At 69.2% G+C, this 26,469-nt stretch carries 25 protein-coding genes; 14 read left to right on the top strand and 11 right to left on the bottom strand.

The window, feature by feature from the left end; all coding sequences use genetic code 11:
• Positions 1-116: 116 nt before the first annotated feature.
• Complete coding sequence (locus tag ACZ6DT_RS07140) at positions 117-704, top strand: ASCH domain-containing protein (protein WP_465589938.1); 588 nt, start codon at positions 117-119, stop codon at positions 702-704.
• On the opposite strand, the gene ACZ6DT_RS07135 is transcribed toward ACZ6DT_RS07140, so the two are convergent.
• The gene (locus ACZ6DT_RS07135; protein ID WP_465589936.1) at positions 676-1,455 is read right to left on the bottom strand and encodes an alpha/beta fold hydrolase; all 780 of its coding nucleotides are present in this window, start codon (positions 1,453-1,455) and stop codon (positions 676-678) included. The genes ACZ6DT_RS07140 and ACZ6DT_RS07135 overlap by 29 nt on opposite strands.
• 98 nt (positions 1,456-1,553) lie before the next feature.
• On the opposite strand from ACZ6DT_RS07135, the gene ACZ6DT_RS07130 reads away from it, so the two are divergent.
• Positions 1,554-2,180, top strand: a complete 627-nt coding sequence (locus ACZ6DT_RS07130; RefSeq protein WP_465589933.1) for an alpha-ketoglutarate-dependent dioxygenase AlkB — start codon at positions 1,554-1,556, stop codon at positions 2,178-2,180.
• Between the two features lie 3 nt (positions 2,181-2,183).
• Here the strand turns inward: ACZ6DT_RS07130 and ACZ6DT_RS07125 are convergent, their stop codons facing one another.
• Complete coding sequence (locus ACZ6DT_RS07125) at positions 2,184-3,458, bottom strand: cytochrome P450 (protein ID WP_465589930.1); 1,275 nt, start codon at positions 3,456-3,458, stop codon at positions 2,184-2,186.
• 249 nt (positions 3,459-3,707) lie between these two features.
• Here ACZ6DT_RS07125 and ACZ6DT_RS07120 point away from each other — a divergent pair, with 249 nt between their 5' ends.
• Positions 3,708-6,830: an ATP-binding protein gene (locus ACZ6DT_RS07120; protein ID WP_465589927.1), complete on the top strand. Its 3,123-nt coding sequence runs from the start codon at positions 3,708-3,710 to the stop codon at positions 6,828-6,830.
• Between the two features lie 93 nt (positions 6,831-6,923).
• Here the strand turns inward: ACZ6DT_RS07120 and ACZ6DT_RS07115 are convergent, their stop codons facing one another.
• The 5 genes from ACZ6DT_RS07115 to ACZ6DT_RS07095 all read right to left on the bottom strand — a co-directional run bounded on the left by ACZ6DT_RS07115 (position 6,924) and on the right by ACZ6DT_RS07095 (position 11,757).
• Complete coding sequence (locus ACZ6DT_RS07115; protein ID WP_465589924.1) at positions 6,924-7,775, bottom strand: ABC transporter permease; 852 nt, start codon at positions 7,773-7,775, stop codon at positions 6,924-6,926.
• Positions 7,772-8,752 carry an ATP-binding cassette domain-containing protein gene (locus ACZ6DT_RS07110; RefSeq protein ID WP_465589921.1) on the bottom strand — a complete coding sequence of 327 codons (981 nt, stop codon included), beginning with the start codon at positions 8,750-8,752 and terminating at the stop codon, positions 7,772-7,774. Before ACZ6DT_RS07110 ends, ACZ6DT_RS07115 begins: the two co-directional genes overlap by 4 nt.
• 22 nt (positions 8,753-8,774) lie before the next feature.
• Positions 8,775-9,347, bottom strand: coding sequence for an NADPH-dependent FMN reductase (locus ACZ6DT_RS07105; protein WP_465589918.1), 573 nt, complete (start codon positions 9,345-9,347; stop codon positions 8,775-8,777).
• A 101-nt stretch (positions 9,348-9,448) separates the two neighbouring features.
• On the bottom strand, positions 9,449-10,348 hold the full coding sequence (locus tag ACZ6DT_RS07100) for an ROK family protein (RefSeq protein WP_465589915.1): 900 nt from the start codon (positions 10,346-10,348) through the stop codon (positions 9,449-9,451).
• Positions 10,345-11,757, bottom strand: coding sequence for an APC family permease (locus ACZ6DT_RS07095; protein WP_465589912.1), 1,413 nt, complete (start codon positions 11,755-11,757; stop codon positions 10,345-10,347). Before ACZ6DT_RS07095 ends, ACZ6DT_RS07100 begins: the two co-directional genes overlap by 4 nt.
• Positions 11,758-11,972: 215 nt before the next feature.
• Between ACZ6DT_RS07095 and ACZ6DT_RS07090 the strand changes: the two genes are divergently transcribed.
• Both ACZ6DT_RS07090 and ACZ6DT_RS07085 read left to right on the top strand, forming a co-directional pair.
• A complete protein-coding gene (locus tag ACZ6DT_RS07090) occupies positions 11,973-12,488 on the top strand; it encodes a hypothetical protein (RefSeq protein WP_465589910.1) in 516 nt (171 codons plus the stop codon).
• The gene (locus ACZ6DT_RS07085; protein ID WP_465589907.1) at positions 12,485-13,408 is read left to right on the top strand and encodes a hypothetical protein; all 924 of its coding nucleotides are present in this window, start codon (positions 12,485-12,487) and stop codon (positions 13,406-13,408) included. Before ACZ6DT_RS07090 ends, ACZ6DT_RS07085 begins: the two co-directional genes overlap by 4 nt.
• 6 nt (positions 13,409-13,414) lie before the next feature.
• On the opposite strand, the gene ACZ6DT_RS07080 is transcribed toward ACZ6DT_RS07085, so the two are convergent.
• Positions 13,415-14,200, bottom strand: a complete 786-nt coding sequence (locus ACZ6DT_RS07080) for an alpha/beta hydrolase family protein (protein ID WP_465589904.1) — start codon at positions 14,198-14,200, stop codon at positions 13,415-13,417.
• Between the two features lie 232 nt (positions 14,201-14,432).
• Here ACZ6DT_RS07080 and ACZ6DT_RS07075 point away from each other — a divergent pair, with 232 nt between their 5' ends.
• The gene (locus tag ACZ6DT_RS07075; protein WP_465589901.1) at positions 14,433-15,518 is read left to right on the top strand and encodes a J domain-containing protein; all 1,086 of its coding nucleotides are present in this window, start codon (positions 14,433-14,435) and stop codon (positions 15,516-15,518) included.
• A gap of 104 nt (positions 15,519-15,622) precedes the next feature.
• On the opposite strand, the gene ACZ6DT_RS07070 is transcribed toward ACZ6DT_RS07075, so the two are convergent.
• Positions 15,623-18,115, bottom strand: a complete 2,493-nt coding sequence (locus tag ACZ6DT_RS07070; protein WP_465589899.1) for a M14 family zinc carboxypeptidase — start codon at positions 18,113-18,115, stop codon at positions 15,623-15,625.
• A gap of 234 nt (positions 18,116-18,349) precedes the next feature.
• Between ACZ6DT_RS07070 and ACZ6DT_RS07065 the strand changes: the two genes are divergently transcribed.
• The 4 genes from ACZ6DT_RS07065 to ACZ6DT_RS07050 all read left to right on the top strand — a co-directional run bounded on the left by ACZ6DT_RS07065 (position 18,350) and on the right by ACZ6DT_RS07050 (position 21,522).
• Positions 18,350-19,039 (top strand): DUF998 domain-containing protein, encoded by a 690-nt coding sequence (locus ACZ6DT_RS07065; RefSeq protein ID WP_465589896.1) that lies wholly within the window; start codon positions 18,350-18,352, stop codon positions 19,037-19,039.
• A gap of 97 nt (positions 19,040-19,136) precedes the next feature.
• Positions 19,137-19,472 carry a YciI family protein gene (locus tag ACZ6DT_RS07060; protein WP_465589893.1) on the top strand — a complete coding sequence of 112 codons (336 nt, stop codon included), beginning with the start codon at positions 19,137-19,139 and terminating at the stop codon, positions 19,470-19,472.
• 2 nt (positions 19,473-19,474) lie between these two features.
• Entirely contained in the window at positions 19,475-20,743 is a 1,269-nt protein-coding gene (locus ACZ6DT_RS07055) for an RNA polymerase sigma factor (protein WP_465589890.1), read from the top strand.
• Entirely contained in the window at positions 20,740-21,522 is a 783-nt protein-coding gene (locus ACZ6DT_RS07050) for a class I SAM-dependent methyltransferase (protein ID WP_465589888.1), read from the top strand. Before ACZ6DT_RS07055 ends, ACZ6DT_RS07050 begins: the two co-directional genes overlap by 4 nt.
• Here ACZ6DT_RS07050 and ACZ6DT_RS07045 read toward each other — a convergent pair.
• The gene (locus ACZ6DT_RS07045) at positions 21,416-22,075 is read right to left on the bottom strand and encodes a hypothetical protein (protein WP_465589886.1); all 660 of its coding nucleotides are present in this window, start codon (positions 22,073-22,075) and stop codon (positions 21,416-21,418) included. The genes ACZ6DT_RS07050 and ACZ6DT_RS07045 overlap by 107 nt on opposite strands.
• Entirely contained in the window at positions 22,072-22,404 is a 333-nt protein-coding gene (locus ACZ6DT_RS07040) for a hypothetical protein (RefSeq protein WP_465589883.1), read from the bottom strand. Before ACZ6DT_RS07040 ends, ACZ6DT_RS07045 begins: the two co-directional genes overlap by 4 nt.
• Positions 22,405-22,768: 364 nt before the next feature.
• Between ACZ6DT_RS07040 and ACZ6DT_RS07035 the strand changes: the two genes are divergently transcribed.
• The 4 genes from ACZ6DT_RS07035 to ACZ6DT_RS07020 are packed head-to-tail and all read left to right on the top strand — an operon-like array spanning position 22,769 to position 26,466.
• Positions 22,769-24,079: a helix-turn-helix transcriptional regulator gene (locus tag ACZ6DT_RS07035; RefSeq protein WP_465589881.1), complete on the top strand. Its 1,311-nt coding sequence runs from the start codon at positions 22,769-22,771 to the stop codon at positions 24,077-24,079.
• A complete protein-coding gene (locus tag ACZ6DT_RS07030) occupies positions 24,076-24,813 on the top strand; it encodes a hypothetical protein (RefSeq protein ID WP_465589879.1) in 738 nt (245 codons plus the stop codon). Before ACZ6DT_RS07035 ends, ACZ6DT_RS07030 begins: the two co-directional genes overlap by 4 nt.
• Positions 24,804-25,400, top strand: a complete 597-nt coding sequence (gene dcd / locus ACZ6DT_RS07025) for a dCTP deaminase (protein WP_465589877.1) — start codon at positions 24,804-24,806, stop codon at positions 25,398-25,400. Before ACZ6DT_RS07030 ends, dcd begins: the two co-directional genes overlap by 10 nt.
• A complete protein-coding gene (locus ACZ6DT_RS07020) occupies positions 25,384-26,466 on the top strand; it encodes a thiamine-phosphate kinase (protein ID WP_465589874.1) in 1,083 nt (360 codons plus the stop codon). The genes dcd and ACZ6DT_RS07020 overlap by 17 nt, the downstream gene beginning before the upstream one ends.
• Positions 26,467-26,469 lie beyond the last annotated feature (3 nt).

The raw sequence follows: 26,469 nt of genomic DNA, 5'->3' as shown, positions 1-26,469 counted from the left end.
CCTGCGTACTCAGGGCGGCGGTGGTCCAGACCAGGACCAGGCTGCGACTGTACGAGCACGAACCGTCATCGGACAAGACGTTGACGCTCCGGCGTCCCGCTGATTGGGTAACGACGGTGATCCTTTCCATGATGGTCCTCGAAGGATTGGCGGCCGGGACGATCGACCTGGCCTTCCGGCGCTGGTCGAAGCCGAACGTCCACCAGGGCGACGTCCTGCGCCTGGAGGCAGGGGTGATCGAGGTCGGCTCCGTCGAGATCGTCGATCCGGCGACGATCACCGATGCCGACGCCCGCCGCTCCGGAGCCGAGTCGGCGAACGCGGTCCGCGGCACCCTGCGCGGCCCCGCGGACGCTCCGGTGTACCGCATCCGCCTGCGCTACCTCGGGCCCGATCCCCGCCGCGCGCTCAGCGCCGAGACGGAAGTGTCCGAAAAGGACTTCCAAGCCATCCGCAAGCGCTTGTCCAAGATGGACAGACGCCGCCCGTGGACCCAGGAGACCTTGCGGAGCATCGCCCGGAACCCCGGCCGCCGGGCACAGGAACTCGCCGACCTCCTCGGCCGCGAAAAAGAGGCACTCAAAATCGACATCCGCAAGCTCAAGGACCTCGGCCTGACGCTCAGCCTCGAGGTCGGCTACCGGATCTCCCCGCGCGGCGCGGCCTACCTGCGCCTTATCGAGGATCCCGGTAGAATGCGCTGAGTTCCGGCGCGAGCCGCTCCGGCGCGACACTGTGGAACTCGCCGTCCAGCTCGACTTGCCTCGCCCCGGGGATCACCTTCGCGGCGACGAGTGCGGCGGACTTCAGCCAGTCCGTGCTGCCGTTGCTGTTCACCACGAGAACGGGCGTAACGATCGACGCCAGTTCGCCCGGCACCTTCGAGTCTCCCATCACGAAGGCGTCGTAAACGAGCGTAGGCGCGAACGACCGCAATTCGGCCCACATCGGCGTCGCCTTAACCTCGGCGACAGCCCCCGCCGGGGAGCCGACCGCGGCCATCATGAACAGCGCGACGGCGTCGTCCCACCGGCCCGCCGCGACCAGGCGGCGCATCTCGTCGGCGTACCTCTCAGGGACTTCTTCCGTTTCGCCGCGATAAGGCGGTTCGAAAACCGACAGGCGCGCCATCGGCACGCCGGCCGCGGCGGCGAGGAGGGCCAGCGCACTGCCGGAGGAGATGCCATGCACGATCACCGGCTCACCGAGTGCAACGACGACGGCGGTCAGGTCTTCGATTTCGCGTTCGACCGCGTACGGCGCGGTGTCGCCGCTTTCGCCCCGGCCCCGTCGGTCGTAGGTCACCACGGAGAACTCGGCCGCCAGCTCCGCGACCAGCGGTTCGTCACCGTGCCGGTCGTTGCCGGCTCCAGCGACGACCACCACCACCGGCCCGACGCCCCGTCGCTCGAACACGATCGGCGTTCCGTCCGCGGACTTCGCTGTGTCGATCATGGGCCCATCGTGCCCGGCCTCGCCCGCGGACGCAGGTCATTTACTTCACTCGAACATGCGTTCGACAAATCGGTGGAACCGGGGTACCTTCGGTTGCCATGACCCCCGCCCTTCAAGCCTCGCTGTTCGACGAGTGCGCCGCGCTCGGGCTCGGCTCGCTCGACGGAATCCGGCGCACCGAGCTGGCCAGGGGTGCCTGGATCGACGTGCTGCCGGGCTGGCTCACCGGCGCGGACGAACTGTTCACCCGGCTCGCGGAAGACGTGCCGTGGCACGCCGAACGACGGCAGATGTACGACCGTGTCGTCGCCGTCCCCCGGCTGCTGAGCCACTATCGCGAAGGCATGCCGCTCCCCCACCCGATCCTCACAGAGGCGAGGGAGACGCTCTCCGCGCACTACGCCGACGAGCTCGGCGAGCCGTTCGCGACCTCCGGTCTGTGCTTCTACCGGGACGGGCGCGACAGCGTCGCCTGGCACGGCGACGACACCGGCCGCTCGCGCACCGAGGACACCATGGTCGCGATCGTCTCGGTCGGCGCCGCCCGGCAGCTGGCGCTGCGCCCGCGTGGCGGAGGGGAGACCGTCCGGCACGCCCTCGGCCACGGCGACCTGATCGTCATGGGCGGCAGCTGCCAGCGCACCTGGGAACACGCCGTACCCAAGACCGCCAAACCGGTCGGGCCGAGGATCAGCATCCAGTTCCGTCCGAGAGGAGTCTCCTGAAAATCACTCCAGGAGCACGGGCAGCGCGTCGACGCCGTAGACGATCGAGACCTTCCGGAAGCCCACCGCCTCCGGTTCGATCGCCAGCCGCATCTCCGGGAACCGGCGCACCAGCGCGGGATACGCGGTGCGCAACTCCATCCTGGCCAGTTCGGCACCGATGCACCGGTGGATGCCCCAGCCGAAGGCGAGATGCGACGTCGGCTCGCGGGTCGCGTCGAACTTCTCCATGTCCTCGCCGAGAGCGCCGTCACGGTTCGCGACGTTGAGGGAGACCAGCACGATGTCGCCCTTCGCGATCTGGACGCCGGCGACCTCCATGTCCTCTTTGGCGAAGCGCGGGAAGGCCATCTGCACGACCGTCAGGTATCGCAGCAGTTCCTCGACGAACTTGTGGACGGCGGCGTCGTCGCCGCGGACGGTCTCGAACAGCTCACGGTCCTTGAGCAGTACGAGCGCGCCGAGCGCGAGCATGCTCGCCGTGGTCTCCAGCCCGCCGGTCAGCACACCGTCGGCGAGGCCCGCCAGCTCGCGGTCGTCGATTTCGTCGCCGTGGTCCTTGATGAGCATGCCGAGCAGGCCGTCGCCCGGGTTCTCGCGCTGTTTCTTGACGATGTCGTCCAGATAGGACAGTGACTCGGTCATCGCACCGAGTGACGCGCCCGCACTGCCGAAGAGATCGAACCGCGCGGTGCTCAGCCGCTGGAAGTCGTCGCGGTCCTCGTACGGAACACCCAGCAGCTCGCAGATCGTCAACGACGGGATCGGCAGCGCGAAGGCCTCCCACAGGTCGACAGGACCGTCCGCCTTCGCCATCGCGTCGAGCTGGTCGGCGACGATCTCGTCGATCCGCGGCGTCAGCCGGGACAGCCGGCGCATGGTGAACTCCGGCGTGAGCAGCCGCCGCAGCCGGGTGTGCACCGGCGGATCGGCGAACCCGAGCCCGCCGGGGTTCTGGTCCTCGGTCACGCCCGCGTTCCCGACCAGATTCGTGAAGTCGTTGCTGAACTCGCTCACCTTGCCGAGTACGGTCTTGGCCTCGTCGTAGCCGGTGACCAGCCATCCGTTCATGCCGAAGGGCAGGTCCAGCTTGCTGACCGGCTCCGTCGCGCGGATCAGGCCCAGCTCGGTCACCGGGTCGAGCCCGTCGCGCTTGAGCGGCAGCAGCGCGTTGTCCGGGATGATGGACATCTTGGACAGGTCGAAACCGTTCTTCTGCTGACGCGCGAGGTAGCGGCGGCCGATCCAAGCCAACACGCGCGAGCGAATGCTCCCCATACCCCGTACCCTACTCCAGCCGCTGACCACCTGACCTGGCACAACAGGGCGCCTTCGGCCGGCCGGGCGCACGACGTCCTTACCCCGCCGTCCCACTCGATTCGTCACGTCCAGAAGGTCGGATTCCCCCGCGTGAGGTTCCCCGCGGCCGGGAGACGTCGGTCACCCTCGGTCACGACGGACCGGAGAAAACACCTGACATCGGGTGCGCGTCGTGAAACTGTCGGACCCTACTGGGAGGATTCGGACATGTCAGCCGCGCTCATCGGACGCGACCATCCCGCGGGGGTGCTCCGCGCGGAGATCTCCCGTGCCGCCGAAAGCCACGGGGGGTTGGTGCTGGTCACCGGCGAGGCCGGGATCGGCAAGACCACGCTCGTCACAGGCGCCGCCGAAGAGGCGAAGCGCCTCGGTGCGCTGGTGCTCAACGGGTCCTGCTGGGACTCCGCCAGCGCGCCGGGCTACTGGCCGTGGACCCAGGTGGTCCGCGGGCTGCGGCGCGCGGTCGGGCAGGGACGCTGGGCCGCGATGGCCGACAGTGAACTGGACGTCTTGCTCGGCGAGGCCCGCGGCGACGGCGCGGCGGACGGTTTCCGGCTGTACGACGCGGTGACGAGCGTGCTGGTGGCCGCGTCCCAGGATCAGCCGATCGTGGTGGTGCTCGACGATCTGCACTGGGCCGACGCCGCCTCGCTGCGGTTGCTCGAGTTCGCCGCGCAGCACACCTGGTTCGAGCGATTGCTGCTGATCGGCACGTACCGGGACGTGGAGGTCGAGGCGACCGATCACCCGCTTCGCTCGCTCGTGCTGCCGTTGCTCGCGAAGGCCACTTCGGTCACTCTCACCGGCCTCGAACCGGACGAGGTCGGCACGCTGATGGCCAGGACAGCGGGTACGGCGCCCGACGACGGGCTGGTCGCCGAGGTCCACCGCCGCACCGGCGGCAACCCGTTCTTCGTCGAGCAGACGGCGCGTCTCTGGCACAGCGGCGGCTCCGCCGAGACCATCGCACCCGGCGTGGCCGATGCCCTGCAAAGACGGCTTTCCCTGCTCCCCCAACCGGTTCTCGACCTGCTGACCACCGCGTCCGTACTCGGCAGGGAGTTCCACCGGAGGCTGCTCGCGGGCGTGGCCTCGGCACCCGTGCCCCAGGTGGACCGGCTGCTCGACCAGGCCGTCGCGGCGCGGCTGGTCGTGGTGCACGGGCAGGGCCGGTTCGCCTTCGCCCACGACCTCGTCCGCGAGACGCTGTACGCGGCCTTGTCCGAACAGGACCGCCGGAAACAGCACGCCGCGGTCGTCGCGGCGGCCCGCGAGACCCCGACGTCACGGGACAAACTCTTCCCCGCGGACATGGCCCGCCACGCGCTGCTCGCCGGACGCGAAATCGACCCGGACGAAGCCATCGACCTGATGCTGGCCGCCGCGATCGACGCCACCGGCCGCATGGCGATCGAGGAGACGACCAAGCACTACCGGCGGGCGATGGAGATCGCCGAGGATCGGCGGCGGCAGGCGGTGATCGCCCTCGAACTGGGCGCGCATCTGACCCGCCACCACGAGACCGACGAGGGCAGGCAAGTCCTCGACGAGGTCTCCGCGCTCATCCACGAACTCGACGACGACGATCTCCTCGCCCGGCTGGCGCTGACCCTGATCCGCGCCGACTACAAGGGTTTGCGCGTCGGCGAGACGGTCAAGGTGCTCACCGAGGCGCACACGCGACTCTGCGGCCGCGAGCCCGGCCGGGACATCACCGTCGAAGAGATGACGCAGGAACTGACCGCGCACATCATGATGACCGCCCGCGACCACCAGGACGATTCCGCCCTGCTGTTCGGACTGTGGGCCCGGCACGACGCGATCTGGGGGCCGGGCAGCGCCGCGGAACGGGAACGGCTCACCGACGAACTGGTCGTGGTCGGCCGCCGCACCGCGAACCCGGAATTGGAGCACTACGCGGCTTCCTTCAAGTGGGTGGCGCTGCTCGAACAGGGTGACCCCCGGTATTTCGAGCAATATCAAGAATTTCTCGCCCTGGCGAGTACCGGCCGCGCGCCGAGTTCGCAGCTGGCCTCCCGGATCGACCAGAGCATCATCGCCACCCTCCAGGGCAGGTTCACCGAAGCCGAGGCGTACATCCAGGTGATCGCGGACCATGACGGGGACGAGCATCCCCATTTCGGTGATCTGAACCAGCTGCAGCAGTGGGCCCGATGGTCTCTGGAGGGGCGCTTCGACGATCTCGCCGGACTTCACCGCGAGATCTCCCGCGGCGGGTACCCCTACGCCCGGTTGCTGGAGGCGATCACCGCGGCACAGCGTGAGGACGTCGGGGAGGCTGTGCGGCTCACCGATCTCGCGGCCGACACGAAACCGTATCCTCGCGACCTGGAAGCGTTGTGGCTGCGCTGTCAGGCGCATACGGCGGCGGTCTCGCGAGATCCCGAACGCTGTGAAGCCGCCCGCGCGCTGCTCGCGCCTTACAGCGGGGAATGGCTGGTTTCCCTGTACGGTTGCGAGATCTCCGGCCCGGTCGACCTCTGGCTCGGCAGGCTCGATCTGGCGCAGGAACGCTGGAACGACGCGGTGGACCGGCTGCGCGGCGCCGTGCTCTCCGCGGACCGGCTGAGGGCCACGGTCTGGGCGACCGAAGCCAAGTCCTGGCTGGTGGCGGCTTTGCTCGGCCGGAACCTCGAAGGCGACGCGGCGGCCGCGGCGACGCTGGTGTCCGAAGTGGACGAAGAAGCCACCGCGTTCGGCATGCGGCAGGTCGTGGCCAGAGTGGCGCGAACGCGAAACAACGCGCAGGCACCGCCCACCCCCGCCGCCGAGTTCCGTCGCGACGAAGCCGTGTGGACCTTGCATTTCAACGGCGCCACCGCCCGCCTTCCGGACTCGAAAGGGTTGCGGGATCTGCATTTCCTGCTCGGCAGGCCGGGTTCGGAGGTGGCGGCCGTCCGGCTGCTCGATCCAGCGGGAGGCGAGGAGGTCGTCGCCGCGAAGAGCCTCGGCGGCGACGCCGTCCTCGACGACGAGGCGAAGGCACGGTATCGCGCGCGGCTGGACGAACTCGACGAACTGATCGACATTGCGACCGGGCTGGGCCAGGACGCGCGCGCCGCGGCTCTGGACCGTGAACGGGACGCGCTGCTCGCCGAACTGCGCTCCGCGGCCGGGCTCGGCGGCCGCACCAGACGGCTCGGTGACGAGGCCGAACGCGCCCGCAAGACGGTGACCGCCCGGATCCGGGACACCCTGCGCAAACTCGACGAGCAGCATCCGGCGCTGGCCGCGCACCTGCGCGCGTCGGTCACCACCGGTTCTTCGTGCCGCTACGCGCCCGAAGACAAGGTCCCCTGGCGGCTGTGAGCCGCCAGGGGACCTTGTCACCCCCAGTTCATTCCGGTCGCGAGTGCGGCGGGCCTTGAGTGTTTCGGGTACGTGGTCGCCGGAACCCCTGGATCATTTCCGGTTGTAGAGCCGCATCGTCAACGTGCCGAAGATCGCGAGGATGACCGCGCCGGCGATCAGCACCCAGGTGATCTCGCCGCCGTCCCAGTTGCCCTCCATCATCGAGCGGACCGCCGCGACCACATGGGTCACCGGGTTGACGTCGACGAAGGCCTGCAACCAGCCCGGCATCGTCTTCGGGTCGACGTAGATGTTGCTGAGGAAGGTCAGCGGGAACAGCACCATCATGCTGACACCCATCACCGACTTCTCGCTGCGCAGCAGCAGACCGAACATCGTCCAGATCCACGAGAACGCGAACGAGAACGCCAGCAGCAGGAGGATCGCGGCGGCCACGCCGCCGACCCCGCCGCCGGGCCGGAAGCCCATGATCAGCCCGACGCCGAGGATCACCAGCGACGCGATGAGGTAGCGCAGCATGTCGCCGAGGAGATAGCCGACCATCGCCGACGGTCGCCAGATCGGCAGCGTGCGGAACCGGTCGAACACGCCCTTCTCGATGTCGGTGTTCACCGAGATCCCGGTGTACATGGTGATCATCAGGATGCTGCTCGCCATGATGCCCGGCAGCAGGAACTGCAGGTACTCCGTCGGCGAACCGGACAGCGCGCCGCCGAACAGGTAGGTGAACATCAGCGTCATCATGATCGGGAACGCCGTGACGTCGAACAGCTGCTCGGGCACGTGCTTGATCTTCAGCATCGCGCGCCACCCGAAGGTGACCGAGGCCGACAGCGCGCTCGGGCGCTGAGGGCGGTTCTTCGCGATCAGGATGGCGGCTAGGTCTTCGGGCTTCGGTGCCGCGAGAACGGGTTCGTTTTCTTTGACTGCCGTGGTGCTCAAGCTGCACTCTCCTCAGGCGTGGCGGTGCGGTCGGTCAGGGCCAGGAAGACCTCGTCGAGGCTCGGCTGGCCGAGGGAGAAGGTGTCGACGATGATCCCCGCGCGGGCGAGTTCGCCCAGCGCGTGCGAGGCGTGTTCGGCGGCGCCCTGTTCGGTGCTCTCGCCCGAAAGGCGCGCGGTCAACGCGACCGGGTCCGATTCGAGCACCACCTGCGCCTGCAACGTGCGGACGAGCAGCGCTTCGGCCTCGGAACGCTGCTCGGCCTCCCGAAGCCGGACGTGGACCGCGCCCGCGCCGACCGAGGCCTTCAGCTGCCCCTTGGTGCCTTCGGCGATCACCTTGCCGCGGTCGATGACCGCGATCCGGGAGGCCAACTGGTCGGCCTCGTCCAGGTACTGCGTGGTCAGCAGGACGGTGGTGCCGTGCCGCACGATCGCGCGCACGATGTCCCAGACCTGGTTGCGGCTGCGGGGATCGAGCCCGGTGGTCGGTTCGTCGAGGAAGAGCACGTCCGGGGTGTTGAGGATGCTCGCGGCGATGTCGATCCGCCGCCGCATCCCGCCGGAGTAGTTCTTCACCTGCCGTCCCGCGGCCTCGGTCAGGCCGAACGCCGCCAGCAGTTCCCCGGCCCGCGCGCGGGCGGCCGGTTTACGGTGCCCGGTCAGCCTGCCGATCAGCACCAGGTTCTCGGTCCCGGTCAGGTCCTCGTCGACCGAGGCGTACTGCCCGGTCAGGCTCACCATGGACCGGACCGCGTCGGCCTCGCGGACGACGTCCTTGCCGAAGATGCGCGCTTCACCGCTGGTGGGGCGGAGCAGGGTCGCGAGCATCTTCACCGCGGTGGTCTTGCCGGCGCCGTTGGGTCCCAGGACGCCGTACACGGTGCCCGCGGGGACCTTCAGGTCGATCCCGTCGACCGCCCGGTTCTCCCCGAACACCTTGACCAGCCCCGAGGCCTCGATGGCCAGTTCACTCATTTCGTTTTCCTTTCAGAAGCTTTCAGCAGACGTAGGGACGGGTGGCGCGGGCTTCGCGCAGGGCGAGGCCCCACCAGACGAGTTCGTCGAGCAAGGTGGTCACGGCCTGTTCCTGCCCGTCGGTGTCGAAGGGGGTGCCGTCGCGGGCGAAGGTACCGTCGAGGAGGTTGAAGGCCACGGTGTCGCGCATGGTGACCGTGTGCAGTTCGGTGAAGATCGTGCGCAGCTGCTCGACGGCGTAGAGACCCTGTGAGCGGTAGCCGTAGGAGACGAAACCGACCGGCTTCGCGCGCCACTCGTCGTAGGCGCAGTCGATCGCCTGCTTGAGCGGCGCCGGGAAGCTGCGGTTGTACTCGGGGGTGACGACGACGAACGCCTCGGCCTCGTCGACCAGCCTCGCGAATCGCTTCATGTCGGCGGCCTGCGGTTCCGGCAGTCCGGCGGGCAGGTCGAAATCGACCAGGTCGAGCACTTCGGTGACGAGGTCTTCCCGGTGTTCCGCGCGGCCGGTGAACCACTTGCCGACGGCGTCCCCCACCCGCCCTTCGCGGACGCTGCCGATGATCACCGCGACCCGCAGTGGACTGCCGTCCATGACCGACCTCCTCTCGCCTCATCCCTTGGGCGCGAGAAAGCCGCCGGGCCTTCGCTAGATCGGATCTAGCGAAGGCCCGGCGGCTTCGGTCGGTGATCGCGCTAGGCGTCCAGCGCGATCGCGATCGCGCCCAGCAGGGACGCGTCCTGGTCGAATTTCGCCGACACCAGTTCCGGCGGGAACGGCACGGCTTGAGCGAGCCGCTCGCGCAGCGCGGGCAGCAGGATGTCGGCCGAGCGCACCAATCCCCCGCCGACGGCGATGCGCTGCGGGTCGAGTGCGATGGCGAGGTTCGCGACGTGCATGGACAGTTCGTCAAGCGCCGCACCGACCAGTTCCTTGGCCCGCGCGTCGTCCCTGGCGAGGCCGAACAGTTCGCCCGCGGTCACCGGGCGGCCGAGCAGCACACTCGCCCGGCCGCCCAGCCCACGCCCACCGACGGCTTCCTCCAGCGGCGCCGCTCCGCCGGCGAACCCGTCGGTGTCCTGCGGCGAGAGGAGGTTGTACCCGATCTCTCCCGCAGCGCCATTCGCGCCGGCCAGCAGCCGGCCGCCGACCAGGACCGCCGCGGCGATCCCGGTCCCCAACGACAGGAAGACCGCCGGATCGGTGTCCGCCAGCGCCCCCCATCGCCATTCCGCGAGCGCCGCCGCCTTGGCGTCGGTGCCCACCTCGATCGGCACACCCTCGAACTCCGCGGCGACGAGGTCACGCAGCCGCAGTTCCTCCCAGCCCGGCACGTTGGGAGCCAGCAGGATGCGGTCCTCCAGCACGATTCCGGGGCTGACGACGCCGATCGCGACAAGGCTGTCCGCGGCGCCTTCGTGGGCGAGCAGTTTCCGCGCCGCGGCGAGCGCGCGGCTGACCACCTGCCCGGCGCCCGCCTGCGCGTCGGTGTCGAGCCGCCGGGTGGCCAGCAGGCTCCCGGCTCTGTCGGCCAGCCCGATCGCGACCTTCGTCCCGCCGAAGTCGATCCCCAGGATCAGTTCGTCCCCCGTCACTTCACGTTCCCCTCTGCCGCCGCCCCCGCGAACGATTCCTGGATTCCCTTGGGCCCGAACGGCCACACGCGCTCCGCCTTCGCGTAGGCGAAGAACGCCGCCACGCCGAGCGCGATCCACCCCACCGAAAGGCCGATCGAAAGCCAGGTGGCGGAGAAGTAGATGTAGACCCAGCCGAGCAGGGCGATGATCGTCGGGATCGGGTAGAGCCATTGGCGGTACGGCCGCTCCAGTTCCGGCCGCCGTCGCCGCAGCACGACGATCGCCGCTACCTGCGCGAGCGACTGGATGAGAACCAGCACCGTCACCGCCGCGTTGATCACCGCGGTCAGCGTGAACAGCGAGCCGATCGCGGTGATGACGCCCATCGTGAGCACACCGGCCGTCGGCAGGTTCAGTTTCGGGTGCAGTCTGGCGAACACCGGCAGGAACACCTTGTCGCGCGCGGCCTCGAACGGGACCCGCGAGCCACCGAGCAGACCGGCGAACACCGAGCCGATCGCCGCGATCACGATGAACACGGTGATGACCTTCGCCGCGCCCGTGCCCCACGCCTGTTCCAGCACGGTGGAGGCGACCGAAGTGGCGTTCTTCAGTTCCTCCAGCGGGACGGAGCCGAGCACGCCGAGCTGCAGCAGGAAGTACAGGCTCATGATGCCGAGAATCGAGAGGATGATCGATCGCGGCAGCGTCCGGCCGGGGTCACGCACCTCGCCGCCGAGGTAGGCGCTGGTGTTGTAGCCGAGGTAGTCGTAGATGGCGATGATCAGGCCCGCCCCGAGCCCGGTCCAGAACGCGCCGCCGTCGACTGAGAACGCGCCCGGCGTGAACGCGAACGCTTGCGCGCCGTCGAAATGCGTGAAGGCCGCGACGATCACCGAGAGCGCGGCGAACAGCATGATCGCGAACAGGACGGTGGTCAGCTTCCCGATCTCGCCGATCTTGCGGAACAGCGCCAGCACGATCAGGACGATGACACCGAGGCCGATCACCTTGCCGAGCCCGGTGGTCCCGCCGTCGTCGGCCACCGCCGGGATCAGGTACCCGAGGTATTGGACGAGCCCGATGATGCCGGTGGACATGATCAGCGGGATGAACAGCACCGCGCTCCACGCGAACAGGAACGGCATGAGCCTGCCGGTCCGGGAGCCGAACGCCTCGCGCAGGTACACGTAAGTGCCGCCGGCGCCGGGGAGGGCGGCGCCGAGTTCGGCCCAGATCAGACCGTCGGCCAGCGCGATGACCGCGCCGATGAGCCAGCCGAACATGGCCTGCGGACCGCCGAGGGTCACCACCATCGCGGGGATGGTGACGAACGGGCCGATCCCGCACATCTGGGTCATGTTGACGGCGGTCGCCTGGAGCGGCCCGATCTTCCGCTCGAGCCCCGGCCGCGGGGATGAACTCAAAACGCGCCTCCCTCTTAGTTAGTAAAGTTTCTTAACATAAAATACGGCGTGTCGGAAGGCCAGGCGGCGAAGTTGTCGCGTGCCGGTCCACCCCGGACTGCCCGAAAGGGCGAAATCAGTGAAATACGCCCGAACGGCCCAAGCCGGGACGTATCAGGGGGCCGTCGTTCTGCGTCCTTACTCAGAAGGACGTCTTCCCAGGGACGGTGAGGTCCATGAAACGGCTGATCAGCGCGGCGATCGCGATCGTCGCTCTCGGGTTCACGGCGGCCTGCGGCGGAGCCTCGGCTCCCCGCGACACCGCTCCGGCGGATCTGACCACTGACAGCGAGGTGACGACGGAAACCACACCGACGGCATCTTCCGAGGCGGCCCCGACCGACGGGACCGTGCCAGGCCCCCGGCGTACCGAGGAACCCCGTCCGCCCCTCGTTCCCGGAAGCCCCATCAGGTACAACAGCGACCTGCTCGGCACCGACCCCACCACCGCCAAGAACGCGATCGAGCAGAACCTCGCGGACCTCTGCAAGAGCCCCCGGCGATGCGGCGTCTCGGTGGTGATCGCGAACGCGAGCGCGGGGAACTGCATCCGCGGTATCGGCCCGAATCCGGTTCAACCCGGTAAGACGATCACGATCCTGGCCAGGTCGTGCAAAACCGAGACGACGGAGGAAAGCTCGGCGCCTCCGAAGCCGGAAAGCACGGAACCGAGCGAAACCACGGGCGGATGAGCGTCCGGCGACCACTCCGCCGAGGCCTCCGCGGACCCGAGCCCGCCGCCGGGGAACCGGCGGCGGACCCGTCGCACGCGCTCAGGCTGATCGGCACCGCACTGGCCAACACCACCCTGCTCACCGCGTTGCTCTATTACTTCGGGCTCGTCTACACACAGACGTACTTCATCTACTTCCGCGTGCACTACACGTTGCTCGGGCAGACACCGGACGAGATCTTCGGGCGAGGCGTCGACGGCATGCTCCTGCCCCTGACCGGCGCGGCGGGCGCGGTGCTGCTCTTCCTGATTCTGACCCGGTTCCTGAAGACGCGGCTCGGCGAGGGCCCCTGGAACCGTCTGCTGCGGATCTGCGCCCCGGTCGCCGGCGTGCTCGGCTTCGCGCTCCTCGTCTCGTCGACCGCGATCACCCTCGATCCGGAACCTTTCCGCGACCATCCCGGCGTTCCCGGGCTCGGCTTCGCGATCGGTGTCCTGATGGTGCTCTTCGCCTGGCGGCACTGGGCCTCGCGCAGAACGGGGAACGACCGTTCGAGCGTCGCGGAGTTGGTGACCGGCTACGTCCTGGTGAGCATCGGCCTCTTCTGGTCCGTCGGCGACTACTCGGGAGCCGTCGGCACGAGCCGCGCCTTCGAGGCCGCCGGGGTGATCCCGACGAGACCGGCCGCGACTTTGTACAGCGCGGAAAGCCTCAACCTCACCGCGAACGGTGTCGTGCAGGTGAAATGCGCCGACGCCGGATCGGCGTACAAGTACCGGTACACCGGGCTGAAGCTGCTGCTCCAGTCCGGTGGCCAGTACGTCTTCCTCCCGGCGACCTGGCGGGCCTCGACCGGCGTCGCGTTCGTGATCCCGAAGACCGACAAGCTGCGCCTCGAATTCGGGCCGCCTCGATCGGTCCCGCCGCCCGCCTGCTGACGCGCGTCAAACGAGACGGCGCTCCAGCCACTCGGTGACCGTGTCGTCGACCAGTTTCGCGATCGGCAGCTGCGGCGCGGGTTCGATGCCCGGTTCTTCGGCCAGCGGATGCGCGAGACCGGGGAGCCTGGCGAGGCGGACGTCGTCCGGACGGGCGTACCGCTCGCGCAGCGCGGCGACCAGGTCGTCGGCATCGGTACGCAGGGAAGGATAGTCGTCCTCGCCGCTGACGAGCAGCAACGGAACCTGCTCGTCCCGCGCCGAGATTTCACCCGATCGTGCGACGAAGTCGAGCTGATCCGCCGCTCGTGCCGCTTCGTCGTTCCACGGATACGCCTGCTCCAGCATGCCTTCGACCAGGCCGACCACCGAACGCGCCCGCACGGCGGGGTTGACCAGCACCGCCGCGCGGACCGGGATCTCCCGCGTGGCCAGGATCGTCAGCGCCACCGCGCCGCCCAGCGAACCACCGACGACGGCCATCCGGGACGAGTCGAAGCCGAAGCGTTCGCGCAGCTCCGCCAGCGCGGCGGGAAACTCCAGCGCCGCCTGCGCGACGACCGGTTCGACGTAGGCGAGCATCGCGTCACGCCGGGCGCGTTCGAGCAAGGCGTCCATCGAGCCGTCGACCATTCTCGCGCCGCACAACGGCATTCCGAGGTACACCCGCCACGCCGGCACCCCCGCCATCGGCAACGCCGCCGCGAACGCGGCGTCGGAGCGGGGCGAATCGATCATGTGCCAAGCGACGACCACCGGCGCGGGGCCGCTGACCTCGGCCGATGGCGGCAAGACTGTGAACGGTACCCCCGCTGCCGTGCCCGTGACCGGTTCTCCCACCATTGTCCTTCCTCACGTGCTGTCGATCTCCACGATATCCAGAACGCGGCGGAGGCGGACCTCGTTCCGCCACAAGCGAAACAGTATGCCCGCGACATCACCCCGACGCGCCGCGGAGGTGGTTGCGGGTGCCCGGCGGCGGCCGAATAGTGTTGCGGCCCTGCCCTTTGGAGGTGAACCGCCCGTGCCCGACGTCGACTACTACGAAGTGCTCGGCGTGGGCAAGGCCGCCTCGGTCAACGAGATCAAGACCGCGTACCGGCGGCTGGCGAAGTCACATCACCCGGACACCGGGGGTTCCGCGCTCACGTTCCAGCTGGTCCGCGAGGCCTACGATACGCTCAGCGACCCGATGCGGCGCGCGGGCTACGACGCGGGCGGGCGCTCCGTGCGCGTCCCGATCCGGCCGCGGCCGCGGCGTCGCTTCGGCGAAGAACCGGGCTACGAGCCCGAGCCGGTCGTGATCGATCCGGAAGACCTCGAATGGTGGGAATTCGCCGCGCAGGACGGTCGCGTGCGCCACGGACGGCGGCGCGGGCCCGGGCACACCCCGGTCGTCGCGGCGGTCGGCGGGATGGTGCTGGTGCTGCTGCCGGTGCTGACCGGCGTCGGATTCTCGGCCCCCACGCTGATCGTCTGGCTGATCCTGACCGCCGGGACCGCACTACTGGTGCAACGGCTCGCGCGTGGCTATCTCGCCGCTTCCCGCGCCAAGAACCGGTTCGCGGCCGAATTCGGCGGGAAACGCGTGTTCGGCACCCCCGGCACCGAGACCGACGAACTCGCCGAGCGGCTCACCGCCGACCTGCTGGAGCGCTACCTGACCCGGCTGCCCGGCGCGCGGATCTTCCACGGCCTCTCGTGGCCGGATTCGGTGTTCGCCGACGTCGACCACGCGGTGCTGTGCGGAAAGCGGCTCGTGCTCATCGAATCGAAGCTGTGGCTGCCAGGGCACTACGAAACCGATGACGACGATCGTCTGCTGCGCAACGGCCGCGCCTTCCGGGGCGGCGGGAGCAGACTGGCGGAAAGCCTCACCGAGTACCGGCGGATCCTGCCGGACGTCGCGTTGCGCGGGGCGATGATCGTGTACCCGAGCCGGACCGGCGAGATCACCACCGAGCACGACGATCCCTCCCCCGCGCCGCCGATGACGCCGGAACAGTTCCTGCACGAGATCGGGGGCTGGCTCGCGGCGGAGCCGTCCACTGTGGACTCGGCGACGATGCGGGTGGTGCGGGACCGAGTCGTGGGCACCGTTCAGACCTGAGCCGTGGCGCACCTTCGCCAGCCCCACCTCTTTGAGTACATGAAGGCCCCCTTCCTTGCGCCTGGCGCAAGGAAGGGGGCCTTCATGTACCGGCGGGGCCTCGGCTAGCCGCGCTCCTTCTTGGCACGCGCGGAACGGGTGCAGACCTCACCGACGTCGACCGTCTGGCCGCGGTCGATGTAGACATCCGCCAGTCCGACGAGCTTGCCCTTCGGCGACGTACAGGTCAGCTGGTACGCCTCCTTGGGGCCGTAGGTCGGCGGGATCGGCGACTGGAACGACACACCGCCGGTCCAGTCGTCCACAGTGGACGGGTTCGCCTGCGCGTAGTTGACCAGCACGGCCGTGTAGTCCCCGGCGGGCGGGTCGTACAGGATCGCGTGCTCCTCCGTGGTCGAACCGTTCGCCGACGACGACACCATGTTGCCCGCGGCGTCGAAGACGTACAGGTCCCAGTCGCTGTCCTGGCTGGCCCACTTGACATCGACGCTGAACTTCCCGTTGTCGACCTTGGGGAGCCCGTCGACGCGGAACGTGAAGCTCTCCGACGTCGGGTCGTTCGGGTAGTTCGTGTTGATCGCCGGGACCCCGGCCGGGTTGACCGCCTGGATCGCGGGCTGCGCCGGGCCCTGCGGCTCGCGGCCGTAACGGCCCGCGACATAGGGACGGGTCGACGGGTTGACCGACCACGCGAACCGGCCGCCGGTCGAGGCCAGCGACGAGTTCAGGTTGTCGGTCACGTAGATCGGCGGCTTCGTCGAGCCGTCCGGCTGCACCACCGGCGAGGTCGGCGTCTGGAACGTCTTGTGCAGCTTCAGCTGGTAGCCCTTCGGCGCCGTACCGATCAGCGTCGAATGCGCCGCCGGGTCCGCGGTGTTGGCCAGCATGTCGATGAACGCGGCACGGTTGCCGCCCTTGCCCGCGCCCGCCGCGGGGGCGACACCGGTGTATTCGGCGACGACACCGGCGGAGAACGGCGGGTGGAACTCGTTGGGGCCGACCTCGAACGTGAAGCCCCAGCCACCGGTGGCCCAGTACGACCAATCCTCGGTCGAACCGGTCGTGTCGTAGAGCGCCCACGACGGCTGGCTGGTGTACCCGTTGCGCGAGGCCATCTTGTCGCCGAGCGCCTTGTACGCCGGCTCGTCGAGCGGCGGGCGGACGGCGGCGACACCCGGGACACGCAGCACCAGGTTGGAGTAGGTGTGCAGCGTGATCAAGTTGGTCACCTGGCGGTTGGACACGATCGAGCGGATGTTCTGCGTCTCGGGCTCGGAGAACGGGCCCGCGCCGCGGAAGGTGTCGCTGCGCCACAGGGTCGACGCGCCGGCGCCGCCCCAGAAGCCCGCGTAGTTGCGGTTCGGGTCGGTGCCGCGTTCACGCCCGGCGGGGTTGGCCTTGCAGACGCCGGTCGCGAACTCCTTTGGCGAGTCGTTGACGTTGCAGTTCTTGCGCTTCATCTCGTAGTCGAAGCGCGAGAAGTCGCCCTTGGGCTCGGCCTCACGGGAGATTTCGAAGCCGTCGGGGTTCACGATCGGCACGATGACGTTGCGGGTCCGGCCGACCAAGCCGCGGATTTCGGCGTTGTTGCCGGTGTAGCCCTTGACCAGTTCGTGGGCCCATTCCATGGCGTGTTCGCCGGCAGGCCACTCCCGGGCGTGGTGCACGCCCATGGTGAAGTTGACGGGCTTGCCGTCGGCGATGTTCTTGACGTCGGACGCGATCTCGAGGCCGACGACGTCGCGGCCCTCCCAGGTCGGCTGCGGCAGCGTGAACGCCGTGACGAGCTTGGGGTTCTTACGGGCCAGTTCCTTGACCTCGAACTGGTAGTCGTAGAGGTGCCGGTAGCTCGTGCGCCCGGAAGGCAAGGCCGAGGCGTGGGTCTTGGCGTCGTACTCGCTGTCGGCCTTGGCGTTCCGGATCGACTTCCCCGAAAGGTCGGGCTCGATCACCTTCGCTTTGAAGCCGTTGTCCGCCAGGGTCTTGCGGTCGGCGTCGTTGGCGAGGACGACCTCGACGCCGGTGGCGTCGGCCTTCTCGGTGACGTCCAGCCCGAGCCGGAGGAGCTTGTCCTTGTCCTGCTTGGCAGGGGTCTCGACCCGGACCAGTTCGGCACGCTGCGGCGCGGGCGCGACTCCGGTCGGTGTTCCCTGCGGCGTGAGGGCGAGGAAGTCGACGCCCAGCAACGCGTCGCGCGTCCGCCCGTCGTACCGACAGGTCTGCACGACCAGCTTCTGGTCCTTCTTCACGAAACCTTCGGCGAGCTCGTGACTGCGCAACGCGGCCGACGCGGCGACCACGGCGCCGGTGACCTTGTCGAAGACCGCGAGGTCCCAGTCGCCCTCACCGCCGCCACGAGGCGCGATCCGCGCCTGCAGCAGGCCGTCCACTGTGGACGTGAACTCGCGCCGATCGGTGCCGGAGGTACCCGGCTTCTGCAGCGCGGCGAAACAGGAACGCGGCACGGCCTGATCGGCTCGCACCACGTTGTCCGCGGCCCCCGCCGTCGTGGCCGACGGAAGTGCCACGAAGGTGCCGGCGAGCACCAGGGTCGCCGCCGTCCATCCCGCTCTTCGCCGGTTTGGTGAATTCCCCACAGACTGACCTCCTTGGGCAGTCCGGTGACCGGGTGAGGTCACCGGTAGCGCGACCCTAGACCCGGGACCCCGTCCGAGGGACCCGCCACAAGTCGCCTACACCCCTTTCGGCCCAACGATCTCACCGACCGTGCCGGAATGATCACCGGCCGGCGCTCCAAGGGATGGGATTTCCTGTCGATTCCGACAGGTCGGCCTAAGAAAATCTTCAGGTTCGGCGGTTACCTTTCACCCATGACGACGCCCCAGGTCACCGCCAGGTCACCGCTGGCTCTGCTGGCCGCCGTGGTCTCGGTAGCCGGCGGAGCGCTGCTGATCCTGCTGCTGCAGGTCCTCCCCGCCACCAGCGACATCAGCCCGGTCCGCCGCACCATCAGCGAGTACGCGCTGAGCGAGCACAAGTGGATCTTCGACGTCGCGGTCCTGCTGGTCGCGTTCGGCTCGGCGATCGGCTTCGGCGCGCTGATCCGCCGCAAGCACCTTCCAGCCCTGTCCGCGGCGTCGGTCTTCTGCGCGCTCTGGACGGTGAGCCTGGTGGTGATCGTGGCGTTCCCGAAGAACAACTGGGCGATCGGGCCGAGCACCGGTGGGACGGTGCACCGGATCGCGAGCGTGGTGGCCTTCGTCTGCCTGCCGCTGGCCGTGTGGTTCGGCGCGAAAGCCGTCTTCGTCTCCTCCCCCGCGCGGCGTGCGGTGACGCGGGTGCTCGCGGTGGCGGCGCTGGCCTGGTTCGGCGTGATCCTCGGGGCGATCGTGGTCTCGATGAACGGCGGCGAGCCGTGGTGGCGGGCGATCCCGCTGGGACTGGTGGAACGCGCGATGGCGCTGACCGGTCTGATCGCGCTGGCGTCGCTGCTCATCCCCGCCCGCGTGGTCACCGCACCGGTGGCGGAGCAGGCCGAAGCGCTGGAGATCGCGTCCTGAAAGTTTCCAGCGGCGTCGTGTCCATTTGACGATCTCCCGCTCGTAGTGGTGTCGTGCGGCAAGCAGGCCGCGCGGAAACCAGAACGGGAGCACCACCGTGAAGTACATGTTGCTGATCCAAGCCGCGACCGACACCGAGTCCCAGTGCACCTTCGAGGAGTGGACGGTCTACGACAAAGAGGTCAGGGACGCCGGGATCTGGTCCTCCGGGGAGTCGCTCGCCGACCTCGTCACCGCGACGACGGTGAAGGTCGATCGTGACGGGAAGCGGACGGTGACCGACGGGCCGTACGCCGAGACCCGCGAGGTACTGGGCGGCTTCTACGTCATCGACGTGCCGGACCTCGACACCGCGCTGGACTGGGCGGCCCGGTGTCCCGGCGCGCGGGACGGATCCGTCGTGGTCCGCCCGGTCGCCGACTTCACCGTCTGACCATGGACGAGCGGGGGCCCGGGATGGCGTCGGTGGAGGCGGTGTTCCGCGAAGAACGGGGAAGGCTCCTGGCCGCGCTCGTGCGCCGCTTCGGCGATCTGGACCTGGCCGAAGAGGTCACGTCCGAGGCGATCGAAGCGGCGCTGGAGCGCTGGCCGGTGGACGGTGTCCCGCCGCGGCCGGGCGCGTGGCTCATGACCACCGCTCGGCGCAAGGCGGTCGACCGGCTGCGCCGGGATCAGGTCTACGCCGCCAAACTCGCGGTCCTGCAGGTGGAGGCGGATCGGGCCGGTCCCGCTCCCGCGGCGGACGCCGGTGACAGCCTGCCGGACGAGCGGCTGAGGCTGTTCTTCACCTGCGCCCATCCCGCCCTGCCCGTCGAGGATCGGGGTGCGCTGACCCTGCGCTTTCTCGCCGGGCTGACCACGCCGGAGGTGGCGCGGGCCTTCCTCGTCCCGGTGCCGACGATGGCGAAACGGATCGTGCGGGCGAAGAAGAAGATTAGCGAGGCCCGCATCCCCTTCCGCGTTCCCGGCGCGGACGAACTACCGGAGCGACTGCCGGGTGTGCTGCAGGCGGTGTACTCGATCTTCACCGAGGGGTACGCGGCCAGTTCGGGGGCGAGTCTCCAACGGACCGATCTGGCCGAGGAGGCGATTCGGCTCGGCCGCATCCTACGCGGGCTGATGCCCGCCGATCAGGAGGTGGCTGGGCTGCTCGCGCTGATGCTGCTCGTCCACGCCCGGCGGGACGCCCGGACCGGGCCGGACGGCGAACCGGTCCTCCTGGCGGACCAGGACCGGAGCCGGTGGGACCGGGAACTGATCGAAGAGGGCGGTGCCCTGGTGGTCGCCTCACTGACCGGTGGCCCGCCAGGACCGTACGGGGTACAGGCCGCGATCGCGGCCCTGCACGACGAGGCGGCCGATGTCGAAACCACCGACTGGCCGCAGATCGTGGCGCTCTACGACGTCCTGATGACCTTGGCACCGTCCCCCGTCGTCGCGCTCAACCGCGCCGTGGGCGTCGCCCTGCGCGACGGCCCGGCCGCGGGACTCGCGCTGCTCGACGAACTGACCGGCGAGCCGCTGCTCCGCGGCTACCCTCCCTTCGCCATCGCACGAGCCGGCCTGCTTCAGCGGCTGGGCCGCCACGACGCGGCGGTCACGGCCTACCGCGAAGCGATCGGGCTTGCCCCGACAGAACCCGAACGTGAGCACCTGCGGCGAAGCCTGGCCGCGCTCGAATCCCCAACGGAGACACCACGATGACCGCCGAACACCTCGCCCGCGTCGCCCGAGGCTGGGACGAAGCCGCCGACGGATACGAGGTCTACTACGTTCCCCGGTTCGCGCCGTGGGTCGGCGCCGCGGTGCGGGTGCTGCCCACGTACCTGCCCGGCGGCCCCGTTCTCGTCCCCTGCTGCGGGACCTTCCCGGAACTCGACGTGCTCACCGCGCGGCTGCCCGGCCGCGAGATCGTCGGCATCGATCTGTCCGCCGGTATGGCCGCCCGAGCGCGGGCGCGGGCCGCGGGCAACTCGCTCGTACGCGTTGTCGAGGGTGACGCCTCGGAGCTCGAACCGGCTTCGGCCGCCGCGGTCGTCTCGGTCTTCGGGCTCCAGCAACTGCCCGAACCCGACGTCGCGCTCCGATCCTGGGCCGGCGCGCTTCGCCCCGGCGGAGTGCTTTCGGTCGTCTACTGGCCGCACAGCACCGAACAGGGAGGGCCGTTCACCGTGCTGTCGGACGTCCTCCGGGAACGCGTCCCGGCAGGCGACCGCTCCTGGGAAGAACGGCTCCTACCCGCCTTGAAGGGCGCCGTGCTCGAACGGGACGAGCCGTTGTCGTTTCCGATGGTCCATCCCGACGCGGACACGTTCTTCACCGCGCACACCCGATCCGGGCCGATGCGGCCGCTGGCGAGCGTGCGCGGTGAAGGGTTCATCGCCGCGCTGCGCGAGGAATTCCTGCGAAGGTCCCCGGCAGGGGAATGGCGGCACCGTCCGACTGCCCGGCATATCGTCGCGCGGGCGGCAGACCGGGCCTGAACTCGTCCTCTTCGATGTCTTCGGCGTCCTTGCGCAAGCGTGCGGTGCAGACCGAAAGGTGCACCACGTTGGCGCGCTTGTGATGGCGGTACACGTGGACGTCGGAGGCGAAGCACGCCGCCGCGAGCAGGGCCCGTCGCTGCTCGATGCGCTCGTAGCCGACTCCTGCCGGGCAGAACACCGTGACCTCGACTTCGTCACCGCGCGGTTTGGTCCACAGGATCACCGGCAGCTTGCCGTCGAGGGTGCACACCCGGGCACGGGCGAAACCGCTCCGCAGCCGGTGCTGCACGACGACCGAGCGGAGCCGGTCGCGGAGGCATCGCCGCGCCGAGCGCCAGTAGAACAGCCAATTCGCGACGCCGAACAACACGACCGCGCCCCAGATCGGGCCGACCGCCTGGAAAAGGGCGAACAACGCGTACGGGAGGACGAGGAGCACGCCTATCTCGTAGCGCCAGTGATAGAGAACGGTGAGCGGGTTCGGCCTCCTGACCACCGTGATCTCCCTGGCCAGCTCGGCGATCGCCTGGGGTTCCTGCCAACGGCTCATGACCTTCCTCCTGTCCGTCCGGCGGTTTGCTCGGCGGCCACGGCCGCCGCGGGAATGGAGCGGACGACACCGGCACCGGCGCAGTCCGGGCAAACGGCGTCCTCGTAGGGCCACCACCCCGTGCCCCCGCAGGGTTCGCACGCGCGGACGGTGTCCCAGCGGGGATCGCGGTAGACGCGGCGCCTGCTGTCCGGCACCCGGGTGACCTGCCAACCGCGAGCGGCCGCGCGAGTGTCTTCGCCGGTCGCGAAGAGCCATTCGTGGAAACGTTCGAGAAGTCGGTCGAACCAAGATCGTGGCGCTGCCGTGTGGTTCTCGTGGTGGGACATGAGGTTCACCCCCGATGCAGCCAAGCGCGAACTCGGGTCGGCGCACACGACGCCTACGCCGGCATTCGTGTGGCCCACAGGCGACACGAACGGGTTCAGATGCGCAGCGTCACATTCAGATGGCTGTCAGCATCCGCTCTCCGGTCGCGCCCGGGTGGTACCGGTCCTGGTCGTCAAAGCGGGTCACGTACCCCAAGACCAGGCAGAACAGGCCCCTTCACGGCTTAACACAGCTCGGGACACGACGTTGACCCATGCGCCAGCACGGTCCGATTCGCTTGCTGTACTCTCCCCGTTGTGTGCACGTTCAGTCACCGCCCCTACATGCCTACCGAAGGTAGGTAAGTCCGTGTCTAGCGCCTACATGAAGCCTACATCGACCGGGGACCAGCCGGTAAGCCCCGATGCGGAAACCGTTACCGCGTCGGGTGTCGGACGAGAGCTGCGGCGGCTGCGCAAGGCCGCGGGCGAAACGCAGGCGGAGACCGCCAGGATCATCGGCGTCACCAGGGCGAACCTGACCCAGTGGGAGACCGGCAAATATTTGCCGTCGGCGCACAACGCCCGCCAGCTCGACGACCACTTCCGCGCGGCGAACGCGCTGTTCACGCTGGTGGAGACGGCCCGTTCACCCCACGAGCACACCCCGCCCGTCCTCGGCGACGCCGGCGTCGTCGACACCTCGAGTTCCCTGCTGCAGGTCTTCCACACCGTCGGCGCCAAACTCGCCGAGCACCTGATCCGCGACGCCGACGGCAAACCGCTCGGCTGGCGGCACAACCTGCAGAAGAACACCGGGCCGAAGGCCCTCAGCACCGCGTACGGAATCAACACGATGCTGTTGGTAGGCGAGCCCTACATCGACCTACATACGCTCGCCGAGGATCTCTACCGGCTCCAAACGGAACACGGCTGGCGGGGCCGCGCGGGCGGCAAGCGGCCGGAGACCACCGCGTCGGTGGTGGACGCGCTGTTCCGTACCAGCACCATGTCCGCCGACGAAGGGCTGGACCGGCTCGAGGGGTCGCTCCTGAGCGGCGAGGAGCTCGACCCGTACAGCCGGAGCCGCCCGTACCTGTTGTCCGCCGTATTGCACACGGCGGTCCGGCTGCGGCCGGACGCCCCGCTGACCGACCGGCTGATCGACGCCCTCCTGGCGGCCCGGCTCGACTTCGACGGCGCACGCCTGTGGCCCGAGAAGAACGAGGCCGGGCTCGTCGCCCCGGAGGCTTCGGTGGTGCACACCGCGCGGTCGGTCGTCGCTCTGCGGGACATCCTGCGCAGCCGCGAAGATCGCAACGACGTCCGTGAGGCCGCCGACGAAGCCACACAATGGCTCATCGAACGGTCGCATTCGGACGATGGCGTGGCCGAGGATCTCGAAAGGCCTCGCCCGGACGGGGAAGGAACGACCCGGATCATCATCCGGCACTTCACCGCAGCCTGGGTCGTCCAAGCGCTCGCCACCGCCCCCTTCCTGCCACTCCCCCGGCTCAACCGGGCGCTCGGAACCCTTTGGGAGCGCTACGAAGCCGATCAAGGGCTCTGGGCTTGGGGAAGCGGCGACCTACCCATCTGGCAGACGTTGGACGCCGTCACCGCGCTCCGCGCGGCCGCCTTGGCCGCCGCCGGGCCCCCGCTCAGCCCTCCAGGAACTCCAGGTACGACTCCATGATCGACAACCCGCCCTCGACCCTCACCACCGCGCCCGCGTTCCTCAGTGAGGTCACCGGCACGCGACCCTGGCACGGCGACGCGGATCTGCCCTGGCTGCGCACGGTCGCACACCGGGTCCAGGACGCTCCCGAGATCTTCCTTTCGTGGCTTGAGGAAATCCTCGGCGACGATGAAGCCGTCCGCGCCGCGGCGAAGCGTTCCTATTGGCATCCCAACGGATTCGCCAAAATGGTGCTCCACGCCTCGGCCGATTTCCGGATCCGGCTCCACGTCTGGCCGGAATCCGCGGAACCGTCCCGCGGCGAGTCCAATCCGCACAGCCACCGGTGGGAATTCGCCTCGACGATCGTCGCGGGCGAAGGTCTGCACATGGTCGAGTTCCGCAAAACGACCGAAGGCGGGAAAGCGTACGACCGGTACCGCTACGGCGCCGATCCGGCGAATCCGGCCGCCTTGCTCGCGGACGGCGGAGCCCGGCTCGAAGTGGAGAAGACCCCGCACGTCCGGCGTGGCGACGTCTACTCGTGCGACACCGCCATCGTGCACACCGTCCGCCCCATCGCGGCGGGATTGACCGCCACGGTGGTGATCCAGGGCCCGCATCGCACCGGCACCACGGTCGTGTACTGCGAACCGGGCCAGACCGACGACCAGCCCAACGGCGAACTGACCGAGAACGATTTCCGAGTCCTGGCCGGCGCCGTCGCGAAAGCGGTGGCGCCGTGCCGTTGACCTGGCCCGCCCCGCGGCGCGGGATCCTGACCGACCGGGCGATCAAACGCGCGCACCGCAACGGGGAACTGACGATCGCCCCGTTCGAGCCCGGTCTCGTCCGCCCCGCCGCGATCAGCCTGCGGCTCGGTCACGAGGCGTTCGCGCTGGAATCGACCGGCACCGTCGACATCGCCGACCGGAGCACGTATCCGGACCTCCGCCCGAAGGAACTCGATCCCGAGGGCAGGTTGTGCGTCGAACCCGGCGAAGTCGTTCTCGCGCCGACATTGGAGAAGATCGGGCTTTCGGAGAAACTCGCCGGGCTCGTCGACGGCACGAGCGACTACGCGCGCCTCGGCATCAGCGTCGTCCTGTGCGGTCAGGTCAGCCCCGGTTTCGGCAATGAGACCGGGGCCGTGCTGACCTTGGAGATCGTGAACCACCTGCGGCATCCGGTGCTCCTGCACCCCGGAACGCGGATCTGCAACCTGATGCTGTTCGCCTCCACCGGCAGCGACCAGCCCTACGGCACGATGCCGAACAACTATTCCAGCGACCACAACGTTGCCCCGTCCCGATTGGCGGATCATGTCGGGCGCAACTGAAATCTCGCCGGTCGGTGACGACGTCCGCCTCGGCGACCTCGGCGAGCACGCGATCCTGGAGCACATCCTGCGGCCGCGTTACGGCGGTGTCCGCGGATTCGGTGACGACTGCGCCGTCCTCGACGCACCGGAGGGGATTCGCGGCGAACTGGTCGCCACCACCGACAGCTGCCCCACCCCCCTGGTCACCATCCTGGGGGACACGGATCCGTATCACGCCGGCTGGCTGCTGGCGACGATCAACCTGTCCGATCTGGCGGCGGCGGGTGCCACCCCGATCGGCCTGGTCGTCAACTACACCCTGCCGAAGACGATCACCGCGGGCGAGTTCCGGCGGCTTCTCGACGGTGTCGACGCCTGCGCGAAGGTCCACGGGACCAAGGTCGTCGGCGGCGATCTCCGGGACGGCCCGGTCCGGCAGCTCACCGCGACGGCGATCGGCCGGTGCGTCCCCGGCGGACGGCTCGGGCGCGCGGGCGCCGAAGCCGATGATCGCCTACTGCTGGTCGGTTCACCCGGTTATCTGTGGGCGTACGCGTTACTCGTCGAAAAGCAGGCACGTCTTCCCGAGTCTCTCGTCGCGGACATCCGCGAACGCGCTCGCCGTCCGATGGCGCAGGTGGCCGCGGGCAGAATTCTCGCCACGGCCGGGCTCGCGCGCGCCGCGATGGACGTCTCCGACGGCCTCTTCCCGACTGTGCGATCCCTCTGCGGCGCCAACGGCCTCGGCGCGCGCATCACGACGGACGTCCAGCTGGACGACGCGCCCGCCGACGTCTGCGCGCAGTCGGGACTCGGCCGGTTCGCACTCGCGCAGGCCTGGGGCGACTGGACGCTCGTGGTCGCCGTGCGGCCTCAGGATGTCGCGCTCGCTAAGAAAACCCTTGCCGCGGAAGGTGTCGCGGCACAGGAGATCGGCACCCTCGTCCCCCGCGAGGAAGGCATTTCGCTGGACGACGGCGAACCTTGGGACGGGATCGCGCAGGAGCGGTTCTCGCCCAGTTCGTGGCACGGTGGCGAACTGCCGAAGCTGATCACCAAGGTACTGGGCAAGCGGGCGAGCTGACCT

The organism is Amycolatopsis sp. NPDC041971, assembly GCF_055588925.1.
This window is presented reverse-complemented; position numbering and strand designations above follow the sequence as displayed.

What these genes read in the sequence shown, in the direction of transcription:
- ACZ6DT_RS07065 (WP_465589896.1), top strand. Translation starts at nt 18,350, where the DNA reads ATGACGACGCCCCAGGTCACCGCCAGGTCACCGCTGGCTCTGCTGGCC.
- ACZ6DT_RS07130 (WP_465589933.1), top strand. Translation starts at nt 1,554, where the DNA reads ATGACCCCCGCCCTTCAAGCCTCGCTGTTCGACGAGTGCGCCGCGCTC.
- ACZ6DT_RS07035 (WP_465589881.1), top strand. Translation starts at nt 22,769, where the DNA reads ATGAAGCCTACATCGACCGGGGACCAGCCGGTAAGCCCCGATGCGGAA.
- ACZ6DT_RS07030 (WP_465589879.1), top strand. Translation starts at nt 24,076, where the DNA reads ATGATCGACAACCCGCCCTCGACCCTCACCACCGCGCCCGCGTTCCTC.
- ACZ6DT_RS07125 (WP_465589930.1), bottom strand. Translation starts at nt 3,458, where the DNA reads ATGGGGAGCATTCGCTCGCGCGTGTTGGCTTGGATCGGCCGCCGCTAC.
- ACZ6DT_RS07050 (WP_465589888.1), top strand. Translation starts at nt 20,740, where the DNA reads ATGACCGCCGAACACCTCGCCCGCGTCGCCCGAGGCTGGGACGAAGCC.
- ACZ6DT_RS07110 (WP_465589921.1), bottom strand. Translation starts at nt 8,752, where the DNA reads ATGAGTGAACTGGCCATCGAGGCCTCGGGGCTGGTCAAGGTGTTCGGG.
- ACZ6DT_RS07055 (WP_465589890.1), top strand. Translation starts at nt 19,475, where the DNA reads ATGGACGAGCGGGGGCCCGGGATGGCGTCGGTGGAGGCGGTGTTCCGC.
- ACZ6DT_RS07090 (WP_465589910.1), top strand. Translation starts at nt 11,973, where the DNA reads ATGAAACGGCTGATCAGCGCGGCGATCGCGATCGTCGCTCTCGGGTTC.
- ACZ6DT_RS07045 (WP_465589886.1), bottom strand. Translation starts at nt 22,075, where the DNA reads ATGAGCCGTTGGCAGGAACCCCAGGCGATCGCCGAGCTGGCCAGGGAG.
- ACZ6DT_RS07135 (WP_465589936.1), bottom strand. Translation starts at nt 1,455, where the DNA reads ATGATCGACACAGCGAAGTCCGCGGACGGAACGCCGATCGTGTTCGAG.
- ACZ6DT_RS07105 (WP_465589918.1), bottom strand. Translation starts at nt 9,347, where the DNA reads ATGGACGGCAGTCCACTGCGGGTCGCGGTGATCATCGGCAGCGTCCGC.
- ACZ6DT_RS07120 (WP_465589927.1), top strand. Translation starts at nt 3,708, where the DNA reads ATGTCAGCCGCGCTCATCGGACGCGACCATCCCGCGGGGGTGCTCCGC.
- ACZ6DT_RS07040 (WP_465589883.1), bottom strand. Translation starts at nt 22,404, where the DNA reads ATGTCCCACCACGAGAACCACACGGCAGCGCCACGATCTTGGTTCGAC.
- ACZ6DT_RS07085 (WP_465589907.1), top strand. Translation starts at nt 12,485, where the DNA reads ATGAGCGTCCGGCGACCACTCCGCCGAGGCCTCCGCGGACCCGAGCCC.
- ACZ6DT_RS07020 (WP_465589874.1), top strand. Translation starts at nt 25,384, where the DNA reads ATGTCGGGCGCAACTGAAATCTCGCCGGTCGGTGACGACGTCCGCCTC.